The organism is Actinophytocola sp., assembly GCF_035762905.1.
Lineage (GTDB): Bacteria > Actinomycetota > Actinomycetes > Mycobacteriales > Pseudonocardiaceae > DASYTH01.
In genome coordinates this window covers 83,134-102,911 of the sequence record NZ_DASUCC010000144.1, presented here as the reverse complement: position 1 = coordinate 102,911, position 19,778 = coordinate 83,134, and the positions used below count along the sequence as shown (strand labels likewise).

General features: G+C 71.5%; 20 protein-coding genes. 9 read left to right on the top strand and 11 right to left on the bottom strand.

Features of this window, described 5'->3' with window-relative positions:
• Positions 1-75: 75 nt before the first annotated feature.
• Positions 76-1,176 carry an MFS transporter gene (locus VFV67_RS30885; protein ID WP_326474211.1) on the top strand — a complete coding sequence of 367 codons (1,101 nt, stop codon included), beginning with the start codon at positions 76-78 and terminating at the stop codon, positions 1,174-1,176.
• On the opposite strand, the gene VFV67_RS30880 is transcribed toward VFV67_RS30885, so the two are convergent.
• Positions 1,173-1,739: a DoxX family protein gene (locus VFV67_RS30880; protein ID WP_326474210.1), complete on the bottom strand. Its 567-nt coding sequence runs from the start codon at positions 1,737-1,739 to the stop codon at positions 1,173-1,175. The genes VFV67_RS30885 and VFV67_RS30880 overlap by 4 nt on opposite strands.
• Positions 1,740-2,040: 301 nt before the next feature.
• Positions 2,041-3,600 carry a cellulose binding domain-containing protein gene (locus VFV67_RS30875; RefSeq protein ID WP_326474209.1) on the bottom strand — a complete coding sequence of 520 codons (1,560 nt, stop codon included), beginning with the start codon at positions 3,598-3,600 and terminating at the stop codon, positions 2,041-2,043.
• Positions 3,601-4,017: 417 nt separating this feature from the next.
• On the opposite strand from VFV67_RS30875, the gene VFV67_RS30870 reads away from it, so the two are divergent.
• From VFV67_RS30870 to VFV67_RS30845, 6 genes are all read left to right on the top strand, one after another.
• Positions 4,018-5,037 (top strand): helix-turn-helix domain-containing protein, encoded by a 1,020-nt coding sequence (locus VFV67_RS30870; protein WP_326474208.1) that lies wholly within the window; start codon positions 4,018-4,020, stop codon positions 5,035-5,037.
• The gene (locus VFV67_RS30865; protein WP_326474265.1) at positions 5,034-5,954 is read left to right on the top strand and encodes an o-succinylbenzoate synthase; all 921 of its coding nucleotides are present in this window, start codon (positions 5,034-5,036) and stop codon (positions 5,952-5,954) included. Before VFV67_RS30870 ends, VFV67_RS30865 begins: the two co-directional genes overlap by 4 nt.
• 103 nt (positions 5,955-6,057) lie before the next feature.
• Positions 6,058-6,717, top strand: coding sequence for a response regulator transcription factor (locus VFV67_RS30860; protein WP_326474264.1), 660 nt, complete (start codon positions 6,058-6,060; stop codon positions 6,715-6,717).
• Position 6,718: 1 nt separating this feature from the next.
• Complete coding sequence (locus VFV67_RS30855; RefSeq protein ID WP_326474207.1) at positions 6,719-8,119, top strand: HAMP domain-containing sensor histidine kinase; 1,401 nt, start codon at positions 6,719-6,721, stop codon at positions 8,117-8,119.
• A complete protein-coding gene (locus VFV67_RS30850) occupies positions 8,116-9,069 on the top strand; it encodes a TAXI family TRAP transporter solute-binding subunit (protein ID WP_326474206.1) in 954 nt (317 codons plus the stop codon). The genes VFV67_RS30855 and VFV67_RS30850 overlap by 4 nt, the downstream gene beginning before the upstream one ends.
• A gap of 57 nt (positions 9,070-9,126) precedes the next feature.
• Complete coding sequence (locus VFV67_RS30845; RefSeq protein WP_326474205.1) at positions 9,127-9,807, top strand: hypothetical protein; 681 nt, start codon at positions 9,127-9,129, stop codon at positions 9,805-9,807.
• A gap of 84 nt (positions 9,808-9,891) precedes the next feature.
• Here the strand turns inward: VFV67_RS30845 and VFV67_RS30840 are convergent, their stop codons facing one another.
• From VFV67_RS30840 to VFV67_RS30830, 3 genes are all read right to left on the bottom strand, one after another.
• Positions 9,892-10,233, bottom strand: coding sequence for a hypothetical protein (locus VFV67_RS30840; RefSeq protein ID WP_326474204.1), 342 nt, complete (start codon positions 10,231-10,233; stop codon positions 9,892-9,894).
• Between the two features lie 13 nt (positions 10,234-10,246).
• The gene (locus tag VFV67_RS30835; protein WP_326474203.1) at positions 10,247-11,644 is read right to left on the bottom strand and encodes a DUF4331 domain-containing protein; all 1,398 of its coding nucleotides are present in this window, start codon (positions 11,642-11,644) and stop codon (positions 10,247-10,249) included.
• 84 nt (positions 11,645-11,728) lie between these two features.
• Positions 11,729-12,046: a hypothetical protein gene (locus VFV67_RS30830; RefSeq protein WP_326474202.1), complete on the bottom strand. Its 318-nt coding sequence runs from the start codon at positions 12,044-12,046 to the stop codon at positions 11,729-11,731.
• 200 nt (positions 12,047-12,246) lie between these two features.
• Here VFV67_RS30830 and VFV67_RS30825 point away from each other — a divergent pair, with 200 nt between their 5' ends.
• On the top strand, positions 12,247-12,450 hold the full coding sequence (locus tag VFV67_RS30825; protein WP_326474201.1) for a cold-shock protein: 204 nt from the start codon (positions 12,247-12,249) through the stop codon (positions 12,448-12,450).
• Between the two features lie 115 nt (positions 12,451-12,565).
• Here VFV67_RS30825 and VFV67_RS30820 read toward each other — a convergent pair whose 3' ends face one another.
• From VFV67_RS30820 to VFV67_RS30800, 5 genes are all read right to left on the bottom strand, one after another.
• Positions 12,566-13,192: a CAP domain-containing protein gene (locus VFV67_RS30820; RefSeq protein ID WP_326474200.1), complete on the bottom strand. Its 627-nt coding sequence runs from the start codon at positions 13,190-13,192 to the stop codon at positions 12,566-12,568.
• 371 nt (positions 13,193-13,563) lie between these two features.
• A complete protein-coding gene (locus VFV67_RS30815; RefSeq protein ID WP_326474263.1) occupies positions 13,564-15,258 on the bottom strand; it encodes a ribonuclease J in 1,695 nt (564 codons plus the stop codon).
• 4 nt (positions 15,259-15,262) lie between these two features.
• Entirely contained in the window at positions 15,263-16,174 is a 912-nt protein-coding gene (dapA, locus tag VFV67_RS30810) for a 4-hydroxy-tetrahydrodipicolinate synthase (protein ID WP_326474199.1), read from the bottom strand.
• 25 nt (positions 16,175-16,199) lie between these two features.
• Positions 16,200-16,820, bottom strand: coding sequence for a TIGR03085 family metal-binding protein (locus VFV67_RS30805; protein ID WP_326474198.1), 621 nt, complete (start codon positions 16,818-16,820; stop codon positions 16,200-16,202).
• Between the two features lie 5 nt (positions 16,821-16,825).
• Complete coding sequence (locus VFV67_RS30800; protein WP_326474197.1) at positions 16,826-18,295, bottom strand: serine/threonine-protein kinase; 1,470 nt, start codon at positions 18,293-18,295, stop codon at positions 16,826-16,828.
• Positions 18,296-18,345: 50 nt separating this feature from the next.
• Here VFV67_RS30800 and VFV67_RS30795 point away from each other — a divergent pair, with 50 nt between their 5' ends.
• A complete protein-coding gene (locus VFV67_RS30795) occupies positions 18,346-19,374 on the top strand; it encodes a DNA polymerase IV (protein ID WP_326474196.1) in 1,029 nt (342 codons plus the stop codon).
• 1 nt (position 19,375) lies between these two features.
• Here the strand turns inward: VFV67_RS30795 and VFV67_RS30790 are convergent, their stop codons facing one another.
• Positions 19,376-19,777, bottom strand: a complete 402-nt coding sequence (locus tag VFV67_RS30790; protein ID WP_326474195.1) for an ACT domain-containing protein — start codon at positions 19,775-19,777, stop codon at positions 19,376-19,378.
• Position 19,778: the final 1 nt, after the last annotated feature.

The window sequence follows — 19,778 nt, the reverse complement described above, 5'->3', positions numbered from 1 at the left end:
CCGACTCCGGCCCGCAGGTTCCTTCGGCTGAGCCTGGCGTGGTCGACGCTTTCCGAGATCGTCCCGCTGTACCCGTTGTACGCGCTGCTGTTCGCCGACACGGGTCTGTCCGGGGCGCAGATCTCGGTGCTGTTCATGATCTGGTCGGCCGTGGCGTTCGTCGCCGAGGTCCCGACCGGTGCGCTGGCCGACCGGTTCTCCCGGCGGGGCGCCCTGGTGGCCTCGAGCGTGCTGACCGCGGCCGGCTTCCTGCTCTGGATTCTGTTGCCCACCTTCGCCGGGTTCGCGGCCGGGTTCGCCGTGTGGTCGTTCGGTGGGGCGCTGGCCAGCGGGGCGTTCGAGGCGCTGCTGTACGACGGGTTGGCGGCGCACGGGGCGCAGGACCGGTATCCGGCGGTGTACGGCTGGGTCGAGGCGCTGGAGCTGCTCGCCCAGCTGCCGGTGGCGGCCGCGGCCACGGTGCTGTTCTCGGCCGGCGGCTACGAGCTGGTCGGCTGGGTCAGCGTGGCGTCCTGCCTCGGCTCTGCGGTACTGGCGGCGCGGCTGCCGGAACCGCCCCGGCACCAGGGCGATGACGCCGACGACGAGGCCGGTCCGGACGGGTACCTGGCGACCCTGCGGACCGGGCTGGCCGAGGCGGCCCGGCGACCGGCGGTGCGCACCGCGCTGATCGCGGCGGCGGTGCTCAGCGGGCTGGACGCGCTGGAGGAGTACTACCCGCTGATGGCCGCCGACTGGGGCGTGCCGGACGGCAAGGTTCCGTTGGCGCTGCTCGGAATCCCGGTGGCCGGCGCGGTGGGTGCCGCGCTCGGCGGGTGGGCGGCCCGGCTGCGGCCCGGCACGCTCGGCGCGCTGCTCGGCGCCGGCGTGCTGTTGTTCGGGGTGGCCGGTCTGCTGCGGCTGCCGGTCGGGCTGGCCGCGGTCGCGGTGTTCTACGGGGTGTACCGGATGGTCGTGGTGGTGGCCGACGCCCGGCTGCAGGCGCGGATCGCGGGTCCGGCGCGGGCCACGGTGACCTCGGTGGCCGGGTTGGGCATCGAGGTGGTGGCGCTGCTGGTGTTCGGGGCGTGGGCGCTCGGCGGGACGCTGCTGGTGACGGCGGTGATGCTGGTCATCGCGGCGGCCCTGCCGCTCTGGCAACGGGAGCGCGGCAGGGTCGGGGCGGCGGGACGCTAGCGGCTGTTGTTCGTTCCGGGCTCGGTCACGGCCTGCGGCACGACCAGGCTCCTGGCCTCGGCGACGGCCAGTTCGTCGGCCTCCTCGACGCTGATGTCCTGCATGTGGAACCGGGCCGCGATGACCAGCGCGGCGGCGATCAGCACCAGGTTCTTGACCACGAACTCGCCCTCGGTGGTGAGCACCAGCGGGTTGCCGTCCTGGAAGGTCACGCTGGGCTGCATCACCAGAGCCAGGAACGTGCCGCACAGGTGGGCCACGAGCGCGGCGCACACCAGGGACAGCATCCGCCCGGCGATCAGCGCCAGGCCAAGGAACACCTCGAACCAGCCGAGTGCCGGCACCACGAAGTCGCGGTCGAACCAGGGCAGCGTGTTGCCGACGAAGTCCCCGACCGGTGTCATGTTGGCGATCTTCAGCGCACCGAACCACAGGAACACGATGCCGATCGCGAGGCGGAGCAGTGGCAGGCTGATCCGGCGCAGTTTGTGGATGGCGGAGGTCTCGGCGGAACGCAGACGAGGCCGCAGTCCACGCGTGGCTGGATTAATTGACTGACGCACGGCGAATCTCCCGATTGGACGCGGTACCGTGTTCTGCACGGAATCCCTTGGCCTTTCAACCCAGTATGCACAGGCGCCTTAGCGATTTCCTAGCCCCCCTAGGGAGTTTTGACTAATAGCCGGCCGAAAGTATCGGCAGTTTCACCGGTTTTGCCATATAGCGTATGCCGGGACTCCGATAATTTCGTGTTAACTCTGGAATTATTCCACTGTCAGACGCTTGAACCATTCCAAGAACAAAATTGTTCCAGTGAAATGCGAGAGCGGGGTGGCCGACCGGCCACCCCGCTCGTCACCCCGGTCAGAAACCCGCCGTGACCCTGGTGAAGTCCCAGTTGCTCTGGGCGATCCCGCTACAGTCCGAAGTCACGCCGCCGCCCGGGCACGGACGGTCCCGGTTGACCGACCAGAACGCCAGCCGGGCGAGCCCGCGGTCCCTTGACCAGTCCCGGATCTGCGTCCAGGTCGCCACGCTGGTCAACTCCTGCTGGTCGGATAGGCCGTTCATGCCGGAGATGCCCATGTGGCTGTAGGCGGTGGCATCGGACCAGCCGAAGGCGCTCTTGAGGCTGTTCTTGAGCCCTTCGGAGGCGTTCACCGTGTTCTGGAACATGTTCGCGCCGCCGCCGAAGTCGAACGGCATGATCGTGAACACGTCGATGTTGGCCTGCAACGCGGCCGCCCGGGAGATCAACCGGTTGCCCCAGAAGTTCGGGCCGGTCGTCGTGGTGCCGAACGTGATGATCGTCTGCAAGCCCGGATTGTTCTGCTTGACCGTCTTGAGCGCATTCAGAATTCGGTCCTGCACGGCCTCGTTCTCGAACTCGTCGGTGTTCTCGATGTCGATGTCGATCGCCCTGAGGTTGTAGGCGTTGATGACCTGCTGGTACGCGCCGGCCAGCGCGGCCGGGGTGGCGCAGTTCGGGCCGAGCTTGTTGCCGCTCCAGCCGCCGAAGGACGGGATCACGTCACCGCCGCCGGCCCGGATGGCCGCGATCGTCTGGGCGTCCACGCCGCCCTGCAACGGCCGGCTGCTGTCCCAGGCGGGCGTGCAGCCGCCGCCGGAGAGCATGAACGCCATGGTGAACCAGCGCACGCCGGTCGCGCTCATCACCGTGCCGGGTGCCGGCGGGTTCCCCCAGCCCATGTACAGGTACGGGGCGGCCCGGCGGCCGGCCGGCGGCGGCGTGGTGCAACCGGTGGTCGTGCCGGTCACCGGGGCGCTGCGCGGTGACTCGCCGACGCTGTTGAACGCCGCCACGGTGTAGCTGTGCGTCGTGCAGGTGCCCAGCCCGGAGATCGTGGCCGAGGTGCCGGTCGGGGTGGCCCGCACCGTGCTGCCCTCGTACACCCGGTAGCCGGTGACCGTGCCGCTGGAAGCGCCCCAGGACAGCGAGATCGAGGTGTTCGTGGTGCCGGTGACGCTCGGTGCACCCGGTGCGGTGGGCGCGCCGGGGTTGCTCGGCCCGCCCGCGCAGCTGGCGCCGTTGAAGGTGCAGTTCAGTATTCCGCCGAAGTTTCCGGGACTTCCGTTGAAGCCGAACGTGGTGCTCGCACCGGCCGGCAGGGTGGGCGCCCAGCTCGGGTTGGTGAACGTGTAGCGCTGGCCGCTGTTGGTCCGCACCGCGTCCCAGGAACTGGTGACGGCGTAGCCGGCGGGCAGGTCGAACGACACCGACCATCCGGTTATCGGACTGGTCGTGCCGTTGACCAGGGTGAACTTTCCTTCGAAACCGGTCCCCCAGTCGGAGACCTTGGTGAACGTCGCGGTGGCCGGGGCGGCCGCGGCCGGAACCGGGACGACGGCCATGGCCGCGAGCGCGGCGATCACGGCCGTCGGTACTACTCGTCGCATGCGCATGGCGCGTCTCCTCGCAAGAACAGGGCAGGCAGGGTTGCGGGATACCGCCAGTGTGGTCTAGACCATCTGGTGTGTCAATGTCTAGACCATTCGGAGCGTCATCGGCTGAGTACGGCACGATTCAGCGTGGCCGGCACGGCGCCCTCGGTACGGCGCCGCCGCGACCCCGCCCGGCCGGGACGGAATTCCGGCCGGCCAATTGCCGTGCGACGCCAAGATCGACGGTGGCCGGCGAGCCATTCCGTACACATTCCCGATTATCCGGCGCCGGGCGCTCCGCACCGGCCGAAAACGCGCAATCGGGCCGGCCGCCGCGCATTCGGCGACAATCCCGGCCCTAACTGGTCTAGACCTTGACGAACCATGGCACGATGAGCTGACCGGAAAAGGGAAACCGCGCTCCCCGAGGAGGCGGCGATGGAACTGTACGGCCTCGGGGTGACCCCGGCCGAACAGCGGCTCTACGAGGTGCTGCTGCGCCATTCCGACCGCACCCTCGCCGAACTGACCGAGCTCACCCCGCTCGGCCGGCCCCGGCTGCGAACCCTGCTGAAGTCCTTGGCCGACAAGGGATTGCTCAGCACAACCGGACACCGGCCGGCCCGGTTCGCCGCCGCCCCTCCGGATCTCGCGGTCGAGCTGCTCACCCTGCGCCGGCAGCAGGAGATCGAGCAGGCCCGGCTGGCCGGCACGGCGTTCTGCAACCGGGTCGGCCAACCCGGCCGCACCGGCGCCGAGTCCCCGGTCGAGGTGGTGCTCGGTCGCGCCGCGGTCGGCCAGCGGTTCCGGCAGATCCAGCAGGTGACCCGGGGGGAGTTGCTGATCCTGGACAAGCCGCCGTACGTGGTCGACCCGGACGGCGACCAGTACGAGCTGCAGCGCCGGCTGCTGGACGGCGGCGTGCGGTACCGGACGATCTACGACCACGACGCGCTCGGCCCGGCCGGGCGGATCGAGCAGCTGCGCCAGCTCGCGGCCAGCGGCGAGCAGGCCCGGGTGCTGACCGGGGTGCCGATGAAGCTGGTCATCGCCGACCGGCGACTCGGCCTCGCGCCGCACGACGCCGGGCACACCGAGACCGCCGTCCTGATCCGGGCGTCGGCCCTGCTCGACGGGCTGGTCACGCTGTTCGAGACGCTCTGGGAACAGGCCACGCCACTGTGGCCGCAGCGCCGGTGGCCGCCGGCCGGGGATCCGCTGAGCAACCGGGACCAACAGTTGCTTGCGCTGCTCGCGGCCGGGCTGACCGACCAGGCGATCGCCCGCCGGCTCGGCGTGGCGCTGCGCACCGTGGAACGCCGGGTCCGGCACCTGATGGACGGCCTCGGCGCCCGCACCCGGTTCCAGGCCGGCCTGCGCGCCGCCGTGCGCGGCCGGCCCGCCCTCGACACCGGGGATGAGAAGGTGGCCGGGTGCGGACCTATGCCATCCCGATGACCACCCGGTTCCGGGACCTCACGGTGCGGGAGGGCGTGCTGGTCGAGGGGCCGGCCGGGTGGGGCGAGTTCTGCCCGTTCGACGACTACGACGACCGGGCCGCCGGGGCCTGGCTGGACTGCGCGGTCGAGGCCAGCACGCACGGCTGGCCGGCGCCGGTCCGGGACCGGGTTCCGGTCAACTGCACCGTTCCGGCCGTCGGCCCGGACCGCGCGCACGCGATTGCCGCCGGCTCCGGCTGCGGCACCGCCAAGGTGAAGGTGGCCGACCACCCGGACTCGCTGGCCGAGGACCTCGCCCGGCTGGAGGCCGTCCGGGACGCACTCGGGCCGGCCGGCGCGGTGCGGATCGACGCCAACGGCCGCTGGGACCCCGACGCCGCCGTCGCCGTGATCCCCTTGCTCGACCGGGCGGCCGGCGGGCTGGAGTACGTCGAGCAGCCGTGCGCCGCCGTCGAGGAGCTGGCGGCGGTGCGCCGGAAGGTGAGCGTGCGGATCGCCGCCGACGAGTCGATCCGACGCGCGGACGACCCGCTGCGGGTAGCGCTGGCCGGCGCCGCGGACATCGCCGTGCTCAAGTGCGCCCCGCTCGGCGGCGTCCGGCGCGCGCTGCGGGTGGCCGAGGCCGCCGGCCTGCCCTGCGTGGTCTCCTCGGCCCTGGAGACCAGCGTCGGCCTGGCTGCCGAGCTGGCGCTGGCCGGTGCCCTGCCCGAGCTGGAGTTCGCCTGCGGCCTCGGCACGCTGTCCCTGCTCGCCGGCGACGTGGTGGCCCACCCGGTGCGCCCGGTGGCGGGTTGGCTGCCGGTCCCCCGCACCCCGCCCGCCCCCGACCCGGAGCTGCTCGACCGGTTCGCCGCCGCGCCGGACCGGGCCGCCTGGTGGGCAAACCGGCTGCACCGAGCAGGTGACACCGGCTGATTGTCCTTTCCTAAGGGGAAGTCAGGAGTTCGGTAGCACCCTTGCGCGGACCGGCCGGCGCTGCGCACTGTGTGGCATGGCCGAGAGTCAGCGAAGCCGGGCGATGCGGGTGTTGCTGGTGGAGGACGACGAGAACTTCGCCGCGTCGGTCAGCAAGGCGCTGGCCCGGTTCGGCCATCAACCCACGCACGTCGCCCGCGGCGGCGACGCCGTGTCCCGGCACCACGGCGCCGACCTGGTGCTGTTGGACCTGCTGCTGCCCGACTGCCACGGCCTGGACGTGCTGCGCGAGCTGCGCCGGGTGACCAGCGTGCCGATCGTGGTGCTGACCGCGATCGGCGACGAGCGCACCGTCGTCCGGGCCCTGCACGTCGGCGCCGACGACTACCTGGTCAAGCCGTTCGGCGAGGCCGTGCTGTTCGCCCGGATCGACGCGGTGGCCCGACGCAGCCGGATCCGACTCGAGCCACCGCCGCGGGTCGTGACCGCGCTCGACGTCGAGATCGACCTGGCCGCGCACCGGGTTCTGGTGGCCGGCACCGAGATCGCCCTGACCGGCATCGAGTTCAACGTGCTCGCCGCGCTGGCCGAACGGCGCGGCACCGCGGTCAGCCGCCAGCAGCTGATGGACGAGGTCTGGGGCGACGCCTCCGCCACCCGCGCCCACGCATTGAGCGTGCATCTGACCGGCCTGCGCCGAAAGCTCAACCGGCCCGGCCTGATCGTGACCCTGCACGGCTTCGGCTACCGGCTGGAGGGCTGACATGCGCCGACGACTGCTGCTGGTGCTACTCACCTTCTCGGCCATCGCGGTCACCGCGTTCGCCTGGCCGCTGCTGATGACCACGGCGGCGGAACGCACCCAGCGGTTCGTGATCAGCCGCACCGGCGACCTCGACCGGTTCACGGCCATCGCCCAGACCGCGCTGCTGGACAAGGACGCCACCGAGCTGGCCTACGAGGCGCACAGCCACCACGAGCTCTACGGCGACGACGTGATCGTGGTGGACGCCTACCGGGACGTGCAGGTCCAGGCCGGCCTGACGCTGGCCGATGCCGGAGTGTCCGACGCGGTGGACGGAGCGCTGAAGAACCAGCCGGTCGTCGCGTTGGGTCCGCTGCGGCCATGGTCCCGCGACGAGGTGCTCTTCGCCGCTCCGATCGGCACCGACACCCGGGTGATGGGCGCGGTGGTGCTGCGCTCAACGGCCGGCAACGCGGCCGCCGACATCGCCGGCCAGTGGGCCCTGATCCTGAGCACCGCGCTGGCCGCGGCAATGGCCTGCGTGGCGCTGGTGCAGCTGCTGGCGCGTTGGGTGCTGCGGCCGCTGGCCGAGCTGGAGCGCGGGGTGCACGCGGTCACCGAAGGCCGCCGGACCGAGGACATCGGCGAGCGGTCCGGCCCGCCGGAGCTTCGGGTGCTCGCCGGGCTGTTCAACCGGATGTCCCGGGCGGTCGCCGAGTCGGCCGAGCAACAGCGCCGGCTGGTGGCCGACGCCTCGCACGAGTTACGCAGCCCGATCGCCCGGCTGCGGCTGCCGGTGGACTCGCTGGCCGGCCACATCCCGCCGGAGGGCCGGGAGGCCTACGACCGGATCGTCGCCGAGCTGGGTGAGCTGGAGTCGCTGTCCAAGAGCCTGCTCGGGATGGCCAACGCCGACCGCAACGCGCTGGAACTGGTCGCCGGAACCGGTGACGACGAGAGCTGCGATGCCACCGAGTTGCTGGTCGAGCGGCGCGAGGCGTGGCTGCCCACCGCCGAACTGGCCGGGGTCACGCTGGACGTGGCCGAGTCAGCGCCGCCGGTCCGGCTGGCCTGCCCGGAGACCGAGCTCAAACAGGTGCTGGACGCCACGCTGGACAACGCGATCAAGTACGCCGGGGCGGACACCCGGGTGCGGATGGACTGCACCGAGGAGCCGGGCCGCGGCCGGCTGGCGATCACCGACGACGGGCCGGGCCTGTCCGACCAGGAGCGGGACTACGCCACCACCCGGTTCTGGCGCTCCCGGCGACACGGCGCCGAGACCGGCTCCGGACTCGGCCTGGCCATCGCCGAACGGCTGGTCACCGCCAGGGGCGGGACCCTGCGGATCCGGGCGAACAACCCACGCGGCCTCGTCGTCGAGGTCACCCTGCCGCTGGCAAGGGAGGAGCAGACATGACCGCGTCCCGCCGCACCGTCCTGACCGCCGGCGCAGCGGCGCTGGGCACGGCCCTGCTCAACGGCTGCTCCTCGGCGCGCTACGCCGGCCCGGACCGAACGCTCACGATCGCCAGCGGCCAGCGCGGCGGGCTCTACGTGGAGTTCGCCAACCTGCTCGCCGCGCAGGTCACCGCGCTGGAGCCGGACCTGCGCTGCGCCGTCAAGGAAACCAACGGCAGCATCCACAACGTCCTGTCGGTCCGCGACCGGGAGGCCGATCTCGGCGTGGTGCAGGCCGATGTCGCCCGGGCCGCGATCAACGGCGAGGCCCCGTTCACGGGGCCGGTGGCGATCCGCGGTATCGGCCGGGTGTACGAGGACTACCTGCAGCTCGTCGTGCGCGCCGACAGCCCGCTGACCAAGCTGTCCGAACTGGCCGGCCGGTCGGTGTCGCTCGGCACGTCGGGGTCGGGCACCGCGATGATCAGCCAGCGGATGATGGCCGCCGCCGGAGTGGAGGTGTTCGGACGGTTCGAGTCGCTGGACTCGGCCGTGACCTCGCTGGCCAAGCGGGAGATCGACGCGCTGGTGTGGTGCGGCGGGGTGCCGACGCCGGCACTGGTCAAGGTGCACGAGCAGGTCGGAATTCGGGTGCTGCCGCTCGACCACCTGCTGCCCAAGCTGCGTAGCGGACATGTCAACACCTACCAGCCGGTGCGGCTGCCGGCCGGGACCTACAAGCAGTCCGAGACTCCCACCATCGGCGTGGCCAACCTGCTGGTGTGCGCGAAAACGCTGCCCGCCGACGTCGCCGCCGCCGTGACCCGGACCCTGGTGCTGCGGGCCAACCGACTTGTCCCGCCGACGGTGGTGGGCACCCAGTTCCTGGACCCGCACACGTTGATCGGCACCCTCGACGTCCCCCTGCACGCCGGGGCCGCCGCCGCCTACCGCGACCTGCACGGGTAGCAAAACCGACCCATCCGTCTGGGGGTCGGATGGGTCCCAGTGATGAGGAGATGCCGGATGAGCCTGCACCCAGCCGAATCCCCCGCCGACCTGAATCGAGTGGTCGCCCCGCTGCGCGCCCGGCGGCTCCGGACGCCGTCCCTGCCGCGGGTCGCCGCGCACCCGTCCCCGGTGCACCGGGCGATCGTCGCGGTCGACATCGAGGGCTCGACGCTGCGCACCGACGTGAAGAAGGCGCGGCTGCGCACGGTGATGTACGACGTGCTGGAGTCGGCGCTGACCGGGTGCGGGGTCGCCGAGTCGCACCGGGACCGGCCGGTGGACACCGGCGACGGTGCCTACGTGCTGGTCCACCCGGTCGACGAGGCGCCGAAGTCGCTGCTGCTGAGCGGATTCGTGGCGATCCTGACCGAGCTGCTCACCGAGTACGACGCCGCGCACCCGGACCAGCTCCGGCTGCGCGTCGCGATCCACGCCGGGGAGGTCAGCTACGACTCCCGCGGCTGCTTCGGCGAGGCCATCGACCTCACCTTCCGGCTGCTGGACGCCCCGGAGGTGAAGCAGCTGTTCCGGTGCACCCCGGGGCCGCTGATGCTCGTCGTGTCCGACCACCTCTACGACTCGGTGATCCGGCACGGCTACCACGGGCTCGAGCACAGCACGTTCACTCCGCTGGCGCGGGTGCGGATCGCCGGCCGGCACCACGTCGGCTACGTGCACGCGGCCGCGCCGTCCTGACCACCGCCGAGGGGGATCGCCGGCCGAGGGCCGGCGACGAAGCGGAGCCGGCGTCCCTCGGGGGGACGCCGGCTCCGTAGCCGGTCAGCTCCAGTGGTGCTCGGTGATCTCGCCACCGCGGATGGTCACGCTGGTCTCCGGCGTGCCGGCGTCCCGCCAGATGACGTACTCGCCGGCCGCAACGCTGGGGAACACCGCGCTGTAGCTGGTGCCCGACCAGTTCTGCCTGGCGTGCACCTGGTTGTGCGTGCGCGCGCCTCCGGTTCCGGGACTGATCTCGATCTCGAGCTCGTTCTGCTCGGGTCTCGCGTGGATGATCAGGGCTCCCATGTCGCCGCCGATGTCGAGCAGGATGCTGCCCGACCCGTGGGTGACATGGCCCGGTGCGTGGTGGTGGTGGTGGCCGTGGTCGTGACCGTGCGGCATGGAGCTCACCTTCCTACTTCGACGGGTTCTCGAACCCGCTGTGCGCCACCCCGAGGTAGGGGAACTGGTTGAGGAACGGCCGGTCAACGTCCTTCGAGCCGACCCCGTCGTCCACCTGGCCGGCCGCGCCGTCCGGGGTGAAGGTCTTGTCCACCAGCGCATACGTCGCACCGGCGATGGCCCGCAGCTCGATCGCGACCACGTCGTCGGTGACCCGGCGACCGTTCGGGAAGCCGGCCAGGTCGCCGCCGAGCAGGCCGAGGTCGTTCGGCTTGGGGTTGGGCGGAATGGCCGTGTTGAGCCGCATCAGGTCGGCCTGGGTCTTCCCGGTGAAGTTCTGGAAGCCGGGGATCAGGCCGGCCGGGATGCCGGTCAGGAGAATGGCCACCAGGTCGTCCCGGGACTTGCCGGACTTGTTCAGCTGGTCCAGGTTCGGGAAGACACCGGGGAACAGGCCGGGCAGCAGGTTCGCCACCTCGGGCTTGGCCACGAACTTGGCGAACTGGCTGTCGCCGGCCGGGGCCTGGGTGTTCCAGAAGTCCTTCTTGCCCATCGGCACGATGACCTCGTTGAACAGCGGCATGGCCAGCCGGGAGACCTGCCGGAACGGGCCGGTGCTCCAGGTGTTGTTCCGGTCGCTGTCCAGCATCCGGACCCGCTGGCGGCTGGCCGTCGTCCACACGCCGATCGTGGCGCGCGGGTCGTTGACGTCCTTGCCGTTGTAGCCGTCCCGGGTGAGGTCCTTGATCGGAACCTGCAGCGCGATCGTGTGCACGTTGAGGTTGCGGGTGGCGTTCACGCCGGGACCGGACTTGGGGAACTTGCCGAGGCCGAACTTGTTGTGCAGGTCGGCGAACGGCCGCGGGTCGAGCAGGTCGAAGATCGCGCCGAGGTCCACGTAGAAGCCCTCGGCACGCTGCCCGGCGAAGACCTTGCGGCCACCGCCGATGTCCCGCACCGCCTGCGCGGCCAGCTTCGCGTAATCCGGCGTGGACAGCGGGCCGATGTTGCACGGCGGGCAGGGAATCCGGCGGATCGGCTTGTCGTCCTTGCCGCCCCAGACCTTGCGGGTCAGCGTGTAGAACTGCCGGCGGTTCCAGTTGGGCGAGTCCAGCGACTGGATCGGCCCGGTGTTGTACAGGAAGGTGTTCTCGTTGCGCAGCTCGATGGTGAACTTGAACTGGTAGCTGATCTCCGGCTTGCCGTCGCCGTTGTTGTCGATGTGGATCTCGTAGAGCACGTCGTCGCCGAACTCGTAGAAGTTCGGGCCACCGGCCGGCGGCTGCAACGGGATGTAGTTGGCGATCAGGGTGACGGTGTCGGGCTTGTCCGGGCTGACGAAGGCGTAGACGTCGGTGGAGTCGGCGACCGGGTCCTTGGAGATCTCGGGTGCCTCGCGGTGTGAAGACATGGTTCAACCTCACGACAATTGGTGAAAGGGAAGACCCGGGCGACGAATCACGCCCGGCGTGATGGGACTACGCGGCGAAGAGGGTCAGCTGGCGTCGGCCGCGGCGCGGGCCAGCTGGGCGGCGAGGGCGCGGTCGGTGAAGCTGGCCCGCCGCTCGCCGATGAAAAGGTCGAACTGCCCGCTGTTGGCGTCCCGCATGTGCACCATCACCGGGTCGGTGGGCGCGGCCGCGGCGCCACCGGCGGCCGCCGCGTGGCCGTCCGAGGACGTCACGAGCGGGATGGCGGCACCGACGGCGACGCCGGCCGCGGCGAGCGCACCTCCGGTGACGATCAGCTTGCGGCGGGAGATTCCGTCCGTCGCGGCAGCGACACCGCTGTCGAACTGCTCTTGGTGAGCCATGGTGAACTCCTTCTTCGATGAGGTCGCTCGCCTCATCAGCCCGCATTCGGATCCATGGCGACGGGGGATTGCCCGAGTTCGGACGTGATGTTGGCAGCCCGGGCAGCGCGAGGGCGGGGCGGCATGGCAGTATCAACATGCGGCCACCCGGGTCCTCAGCGTGATGACCTGTCGTTTCGTGGCCAGAGGAGATTGAAGATATGGCACACGGCAGTGTGAAGTGGTTCAACGGCGAGAAGGGCTACGGCTTCATCGCCCAGGACGGGGGCGGTCCGGACGTCTTCGTGCACTACTCGGAGATCCAGGGCAACGGCTTCAGGTCGCTGGAAGAGGGTCAGCGCGTTGAGTTCGAGATCGGTCAGGGCCCCAAGGGCCCCCAGGCGCAGGGCGTCCGAGCGGTCTGAATCACAATCGTAAGTGTGGGCCCGTGCCTCAGGGTGCGGGCCCACTCGCATGTCCGACACCACTTGAGCTGGGAACTCCGTGCGGGGCCTGGAAGTTGCGACGCGCCGGGGTTGGTCAGCGGCCGAAGTCTTGGGTCCAGTAGTAGCCGTCGGTGACCAGGGCGACGCCGATGGTGGTGAGGGCGGGGTTGAGGATGTTGGCGGCGTGGCCGGGCGACTCCATCCAGGCCTTCATCACCTGGGCGGCGGACTGCTGGCCGCGGGCGATGTTCTCGGCGCCGGGGCTGAGGTAGCCGGCCTCGCGGATGCGCTGGTCGAACCGCACACCCTCGGGGCTGGTGTGGTCGAAGTACTCCCGGTTGGCCATGTCCGTGCTGTGCTGCAGGGCGGCGGCGGTGAGCCGCTCGTCCACCGTGAGCGGCGCGATGCCGATCTTGGCCCGCTCCTCGTTCACCAGAGCGATCACGCGCTCGACCTGCTGGGCGGCGTCCGGTGGCACCTCGGCCGGCGGCGGCAGCGGGGCGGGCTCCAGGACTGGGGGCGGCGGGGCGGGCGGCTCGGTGACCGTGATCGTGGCGGCCGGCGGGGTCGGCGCCGGCTTCGTGGTGGTGACCGGTTCGTCGGGCACGTTCGGCCGGGCGGCCTGCGCCTGCGGCGAGGCCGGCGGCCGGTTGGCCTTGGCGAACGAGGCGACCAGTTCGGCGGACTTGCGCGCCGAGGGCTCGACCGGGTTGGCCGACATGGTTGCCGCTCCGGCCGCGACCGAGCCGATGAGGACGGCTGCGAGGACCGGTAAGACGGGCCGCGTGCGAACACGCCGGGATGTCACGATCCGGCAACGTACCACTATCGGGTGACGACCGCGATCACGACCCGTCAATTAGTGGCCAAGAACCAGTACCCCAACCGGGCCACTCTTACACCGCCGCAGGTAGGCAAGGTATTGAACCTCACACTCCGGGCTGGGATCGTCCTCATAGACCGGCAGAGGAGGGGACGATGCACCCGAGTCGCAAGGAGCAACGCAGGGCCCGGCACGCCTTGCTGCGCCAGGCCGTGACCGTCCTCTTCGCCCTGGCCCTCGCCTCGGCCACGAGGCGCCGGTAGACCCCGTCAGACCGGGATGACCGTGGGCACGATCATCGGCCGGCGTCGGTAGGTGTCGGCCACCCAGCGACCGACCACCCGGCGCACGGACTGGGCGATCCGGTGCGTGTCGGTGATGCCCTCGGACTCGATGTGCGACAGCTCGACCTCCACCAGCGCGACCACGTCGTCCAGCGCCTTGGGATCGTCGGAGAACCCCCGGCCGGAGATGGTCGGCGGCGCGACCGCCCGCCCGGTGGTGGAGTCCACCGCGACGGTGATCGCGATGAACCCGCCCTCGCCGAGGATGAGCCGGTCGGACAGGGTGGACTCGCCGACGTCGCCGACCGAGAGCCCGTCCACGTAGACGTGGCCGACCTCGACCCGGCCGCTGATCCGGGCCCGGCCGTCCACCAGGTCCACCACCACACCGTCCTCGGCGATCACCACATGGTCCGCCGGCACCCCGGTGGCGATCGCCAGGTCCGCGTTGGCCCGCAGGTGGCGCCATTCGCCGTGCACCGGCATGACGTTGCTCGGCCGCACCGCGTTGTACAGGAACAGCAGCTCCCCCGCGGTCGAGTGGCCGGACACGTGCACCTTCGCGTTGCCCTGGTGCACCACCTTGGCGCCGAGCCGGATCAGCCCGTTCACCACGGCGATCACCGCGGTCTCGTTGCCCGGGATCATCGAACTGGCCAGCACCACGGTGTCCCCGGCCCGGATCCGGATCTGCCGGTGCTCCCCGCGGGCCATCCGGGACAGCGCCGAGAGCGGCTCCCCCTGCGACCCGGTGGACACGAACAGCACCCGGCCCTCCGGCAGCTCCATGGCCTCGTCGATGTCGACGATCAGCCCGTCCGGCACCCGCAGCAGGCCAAGATCGGCCGCGATCCCCATGTTGCGCACCATGGACCGGCCGACCAGCGCCACCTTCCGGCCGTGGCTCTGCGCCACGTCGAGCACCTGCTGCACCCGGTGCACGTGGCTGGCGAAGCAGGCCACGATCACCCGGCCGTCGGTGCGCGCGATCACCCCGTCGAGCACCGGGCCGATCTCCCGCTCGGACACCAGGAACCCGGGCACCTCGGCGTTGGTGGAGTCGACCAGGAACAGGTCCACCCCCTCGTCGCCGAGCCGGGAGAAGCCGGCCAGGTCGGTCAGCCGCCCGTCCAGCGGCAGCTGGTCGAGCTTGACGTCCCCGGTGTGCAGCACCACGCCGGCCGGGGTGCGCACGGCCACCGCCAGCGCGTCCGGGATGGAGTGGTTGACCGCGAAGAACTCGCACTCGAAGTCGCCGGACGACCAGCGCCCGCCCTCGTTCACCTCGACCAGCGTCGGGTTGAGCCGGTGCTCCCGGCACTTGGCCGCGAGCAGCGCCAGCGTGAACCGGGACCCGACCACCGGCACGTCCGGCCGCTGCCGCAGCAGGAACGGCACCGCGCCGATGTGGTCCTCGTGCCCGTGGGTCAGCACGATCGCCTGGATGTCGGTCAGCCGGTCCTCGATCGCCCGGAAGTCCGGCAGGATCAGGTCCACGCCCGGCTGCATGTCCTCCGGGAACAGCACGCCGCAGTCGACGATCAGCAACTGGTGCTCGTACTCGAACACGGTCATGTTGCGACCGACTTCGCCGATCCCGCCGAGCGCCACGACGCGCAGCGCACCATCGGGCAGAGGCGGCGGTGGATCCTGGGCCGGGCCGGTGGGGAACGCGGGCACGGCACTAGTCAACGGTGACCTCCGCTTCGAGCAGGTCGGCCCGGATCAGCTCCAGCTCGGCCGGGGTGGCCTCGGGCAGCGGCAGCCTCGGCCCACCGGCGTCGACCCCGCGCAGCCCGAGCGCGGCCTTGCTGAAGATCACCCCGCCGACCCGGTTGAACGCCCGCAGCACCGGCAGCAGCCCGGTGTTGATCTCCCGGGCGGTCCGCACGTCGCCGGCCTCGTAGGCGTCGATCATCGCGCGCAGCCGGTCGGCCACCACGTGCCCGATCACGCTGACGAAGCCCACCGCGCCCACCGACAGCCAGGGCAGGTTCAGCGCGTCGTCCCCGCAGTAGTAGGCGAGCCCGGAGCGGGCCATCACCTCGACCCCGGCGCGCAGGTCGCCCTTGGCGTCCTTGACCGCGACGATCCGCGGGTGCTCGGCCAGCCGGCACAGCGTGTCCACCTCGATCGGGACCACGGTGCGCGGCGGGATGTCGTAGAGCATCACCGGCAGCCCGGCGGCGTCGGCCACGGTGGTGAAGTGCGCCAGCAGCCCGCTCTGCGGCGGTCGCGAGTAGTACGGCGTGACCACCAGCAGGCCGTGCGCGCCGGCCTTCTCCGCGTCCCGGGCCAGGTGCACGCTGTGCGCGGTGTCATAGGTGCCGGCGCCGGCCACGATCGTGGCCCGGTCCCCCACGGCGTCCACCACGGCCCGGATCAGCTCGCTCTTCTCGGTGTCCGAGGTGGTGGGGCTCTCCCCGGTGGTGCCGCTGAGCACCAGGCCGTCGGCACCCCGCTCGACCAGATGGGTGGCCAGCGCCGCCGCCGCGTCCAGATCCAGCGCCCCGGACGCGGTGAACGGGGTGACCATTGCGACCAGCACCCGGCCGAATGGGCGGCCCGGAGCTGCGGAGGGACTCGTGGTGGTCATGAGGAGACGCTACCTGGTCGGAGGGCTAGAGACCTCGGGTCACGCCCTGCACGGCGGCGATCGAGGACTGCTCCCCGTCGAACTCCACCCGCACCGCGGACCGGCCGTAGGCGAACAGCAGCAACTCCCCCGGCGGCCCGGCGATCACCACCGTGTTCGGGCCGCGCCGGGCGGCGATCTCCGCACCGGTGTCGGACCGGCGCAGCACCACGCCGACCGGGCTGCGCCGCAGCATCAGCCGCGCGGTCCGGGTCAGCGCCGCCCACAGCGCCCGGTCCCGGCGCTCGTCCGGCGGACGCGGCCGCCAGTCCGGCTGGCCGCGGCGCACGTCCTCGTGGTGCACGAACATCTCGGTCGTGTTGATCAGCTCGTCGATCTTCGCCGGGATGAACCTCGGCGGTCCGGACCGGACCAGCTCGACCAGCTCGGTCCACGGCCGGGCCGCGTAGCCGTCCTGCACCCGCTTGGTGTAGCCGGCCAGCGGCGGCAGCAGGATGCCCGGCGCGGCGTCCGGCCGGCGCTCCCGGATCACCAGGTGCGCGGCCAGATCCCGGGTCAGCCACCCCCCGCACAGGGTCGGCTGGTCCGGGCCCACCGCCCCGAACAGGTCGCACAGCGCCGCGCGCTCGGCCGTGGCCACCCCCACCGGGCTCAGCCCCGCACCTTCGAGGTGCGCAGCTGGGAGCCGTCCCGGCTGTGCAGCACGCAGATGACCGGGTGCTCGTTGGACCGCTCGGCGTCCTTCCAGGTCTGCTCGCTGGGGATCAACGTCACGTAGGTCAGGGTATCCGCCTTGCGGTTGTCGTTGATCCAGACGCTGGCGAACACCATCCCGCACCACGCCTGCCCGTAGACGCTCAGCCGCTCCCGGCCGGGATAGCCGACGCTGAAGTTGGTCGAGTTCTCCATCGGCGAGGCGACGCCGAACACCTGGATGTCGTGCGGCTCATCGCATTCCACCGTGGACGTGTAGCTGACCCCTGGGCGGAGGTTGCCCGAGGCGCAGTATCCGTTGTTCGGCTTGAACTCCGGGACGGCGCCGCCCTCGCCCCACTCCATCACCCCGCCGTTGGCCGCCTCCGGCTTCTCGGTGGCGAACGCGCGGTGGGCGAACCACCCGCCGGTCGCCGCGCCGGCCGCGACCAGCACGACCGCCGCGACCGCCAGCCAGATCCGGGCCTTGCCGCGCGGCGGGCGCTGCGGCTGCGGGCCGGTCAGCCGGGTGGTCTGGTGCGGGTAGCCCAGGTGCACGGTCTGCGGACCGGTGTGCGGGCCGGAGATCTGGCCGAGCAGCCCGCGGACCTGTTGGGCGGTCAGCCGGGCCTGCGGCGTGTTGATCAGAAGGCCCATGATCACCGAGGCCAGCGGACCCTGGCAGCGGGTCAGGTACGGCACCTCGGTGGTGATCGCGTGCATGGTCGCCGCGGTGGACGAGCGCTCGAACGGCGAGTAGCCCTCCACGGCGTAGAACAGCACCGCGCCGAGCGCCCACAGGTCGGACGAGGCGTCCGCGTCGGCGCCGTGGATGCGTTCCGGCGCAAGGTAGTTCGGCGAGCCGATCAGCACCCCGCTGGAGGTCAGCCGGGGGTCGTCGAGGGACTGCGCGATGCCGAAGTCGGTCAGCTTCACCCGGCCGTTCGGCAGCAGCATCACGTTGCTGGGCTTGACATCCCGGTGCACGATGCCGGCGGCGTGCGCCGACTCGAGCGCGGAGAGCAACTGGCCGGCGATCGAGGCCACCGCGTCCTGCGGGAGCGCGCCGCTCTGCCGGATCACGTCGGCCAGCGTCGGCGCCTCGATCAGCTCCATGACGATGTAGGTGTTGCCGCGCTCCTGCACCACGTCGTAGACGATCACGACGCTCGGGTCGTTGAGCCGCCCGGCGGTGCGGGCCTCGCGCAACACCCGCTCCTCGAACACGCCGCGCTCCTCCGGCGGCACGCCGTCCGGCAGGTGCAGTTCCTTGATCGCCACGCGACGACCGATCATGCGGTCCTCGGCCAGCCAGACGATGCCCATGCCGCCGCGGCCGATCTCGTGCAGCAGCGCATACCGGCCGGCGACCAGCCGCTGCTGCTGCGGGATCGCCTGCGCCGGAGGTGGGGCGTGCTCTTGGGTCACCGCGTGGATGCTACTGCGAGCACCGTGGGCTGGAGGAGCAAACTGGCGACATGTGGTGGGTGCTGCATGTCGACCTCGACCAGTTCATCGCCGCGGTCGAGGTGTTGCGCCACCCCGAACTGGCCGGCAAACCCGTGATCGTCGGCGGCGACGGCGACCCGAAGAAGCGCTCCGTGGTGGCCACCGCGTCGTATGAGGCCCGCGAGTTCGGTGTGCAGTCGGGAATGCCGATGCGCACCGCCGCGGCCCGGTGCCCGGACGCGGTGTTCCTGCCAAGCGACCCGCCGGCCTACGACGCGGTGTCCGAGCGGGTGATGGCGGTGCTCCGGGAGTTCCCGGTCGTGGTCGAGGTGCTCGGCTGGGACGAGGCGTTCGTCGGCGCGGAGACCGACGACCCGGCGAAGCTGGCCGCGGACCTGCAGGACGCGGTGTGGCAGCGGACCGCGCTGTCCTGCGCGGTGGGCATCGGCGACAACAAGCTGCGGGCCAAGACCGCCACCGGGTTCGCCAAGCCGGCCGGCATCTACCTGCTGACCCGGGACAACTGGGTGGCGGTGATGGCCGACCGGCCGACGAGGGCGCTGTGGGGCATCGGGCCGAAGACCGCCCACAAGCTCGACGACCTGGGCCTGCGCACGGTCCGCGAGCTGGCCCTCGCCGACCCCGCCGGCCTGGCCCGCCGGTTCGGCCCGAAGATGGGCCCCTGGTACCGGGACCTGGCCCGCGGCGCCAGTGGCACCGAGGTGTCCGCGACGCCGTGGCTGGCCAAGTCGCGCAGCCGTGAGGTGACCTTCCAGACCAACGTGGCCGAGCGGGCCGAGCTGGACGAGCAGGTCGTCCGGTTGGCCCGCCGGGTCGCCGACGACGTCCGCGCGGAGGACCGTCCCGCGCACCGGATCGGCGTCAAGGTGCGCTTCGCCCCGTTCATCACCCAGACCCGCAGCATCACCCTGCCCGCCCCGACCAGCTCCCCCACCGACATCGAACGGGCCGCCCTCCAGGTCCTCGACATGTTCGACCACGGCCGCCCGGTCCGCCTGCTCGGTGTCTGGGCCTCCTTCCAGGCCGCCGACGGTTGATCTATCCGGCGGGCACGTGGACCTCGTGGCCGGCCTCGGTGAGCGCAGACACGGCGCGGGTCAGGTCGGTGGCTTTGACCAGGACGTGGTCGGTGTCGAAGGTGGACAGGGCGAACAGACTGACGCCGGCCGCGGCCAGTGCGCCGGCCATGGCGGCCATGATGCCGGTGAGGGTGAACTCCAGCGGGCCGCGCACGGTGAGCAGCCGCCAGCCGTGGTCGACCTGGTCGGCGCCGGGTGGGGCCAGCTCGGTGGGGCAGACGACCGAGACCTCGTCCGGGGTGCTGGTGACCGAGACCAGCGCGGCGGCGTGGCCGTGCAGGCCGGCCGGAAGCGCGGTGCCGGCCGGGAAACGGGCGACGGAGTAGCCGTCCGGTTGGACGTCGACCTCCAACCGCCTCATC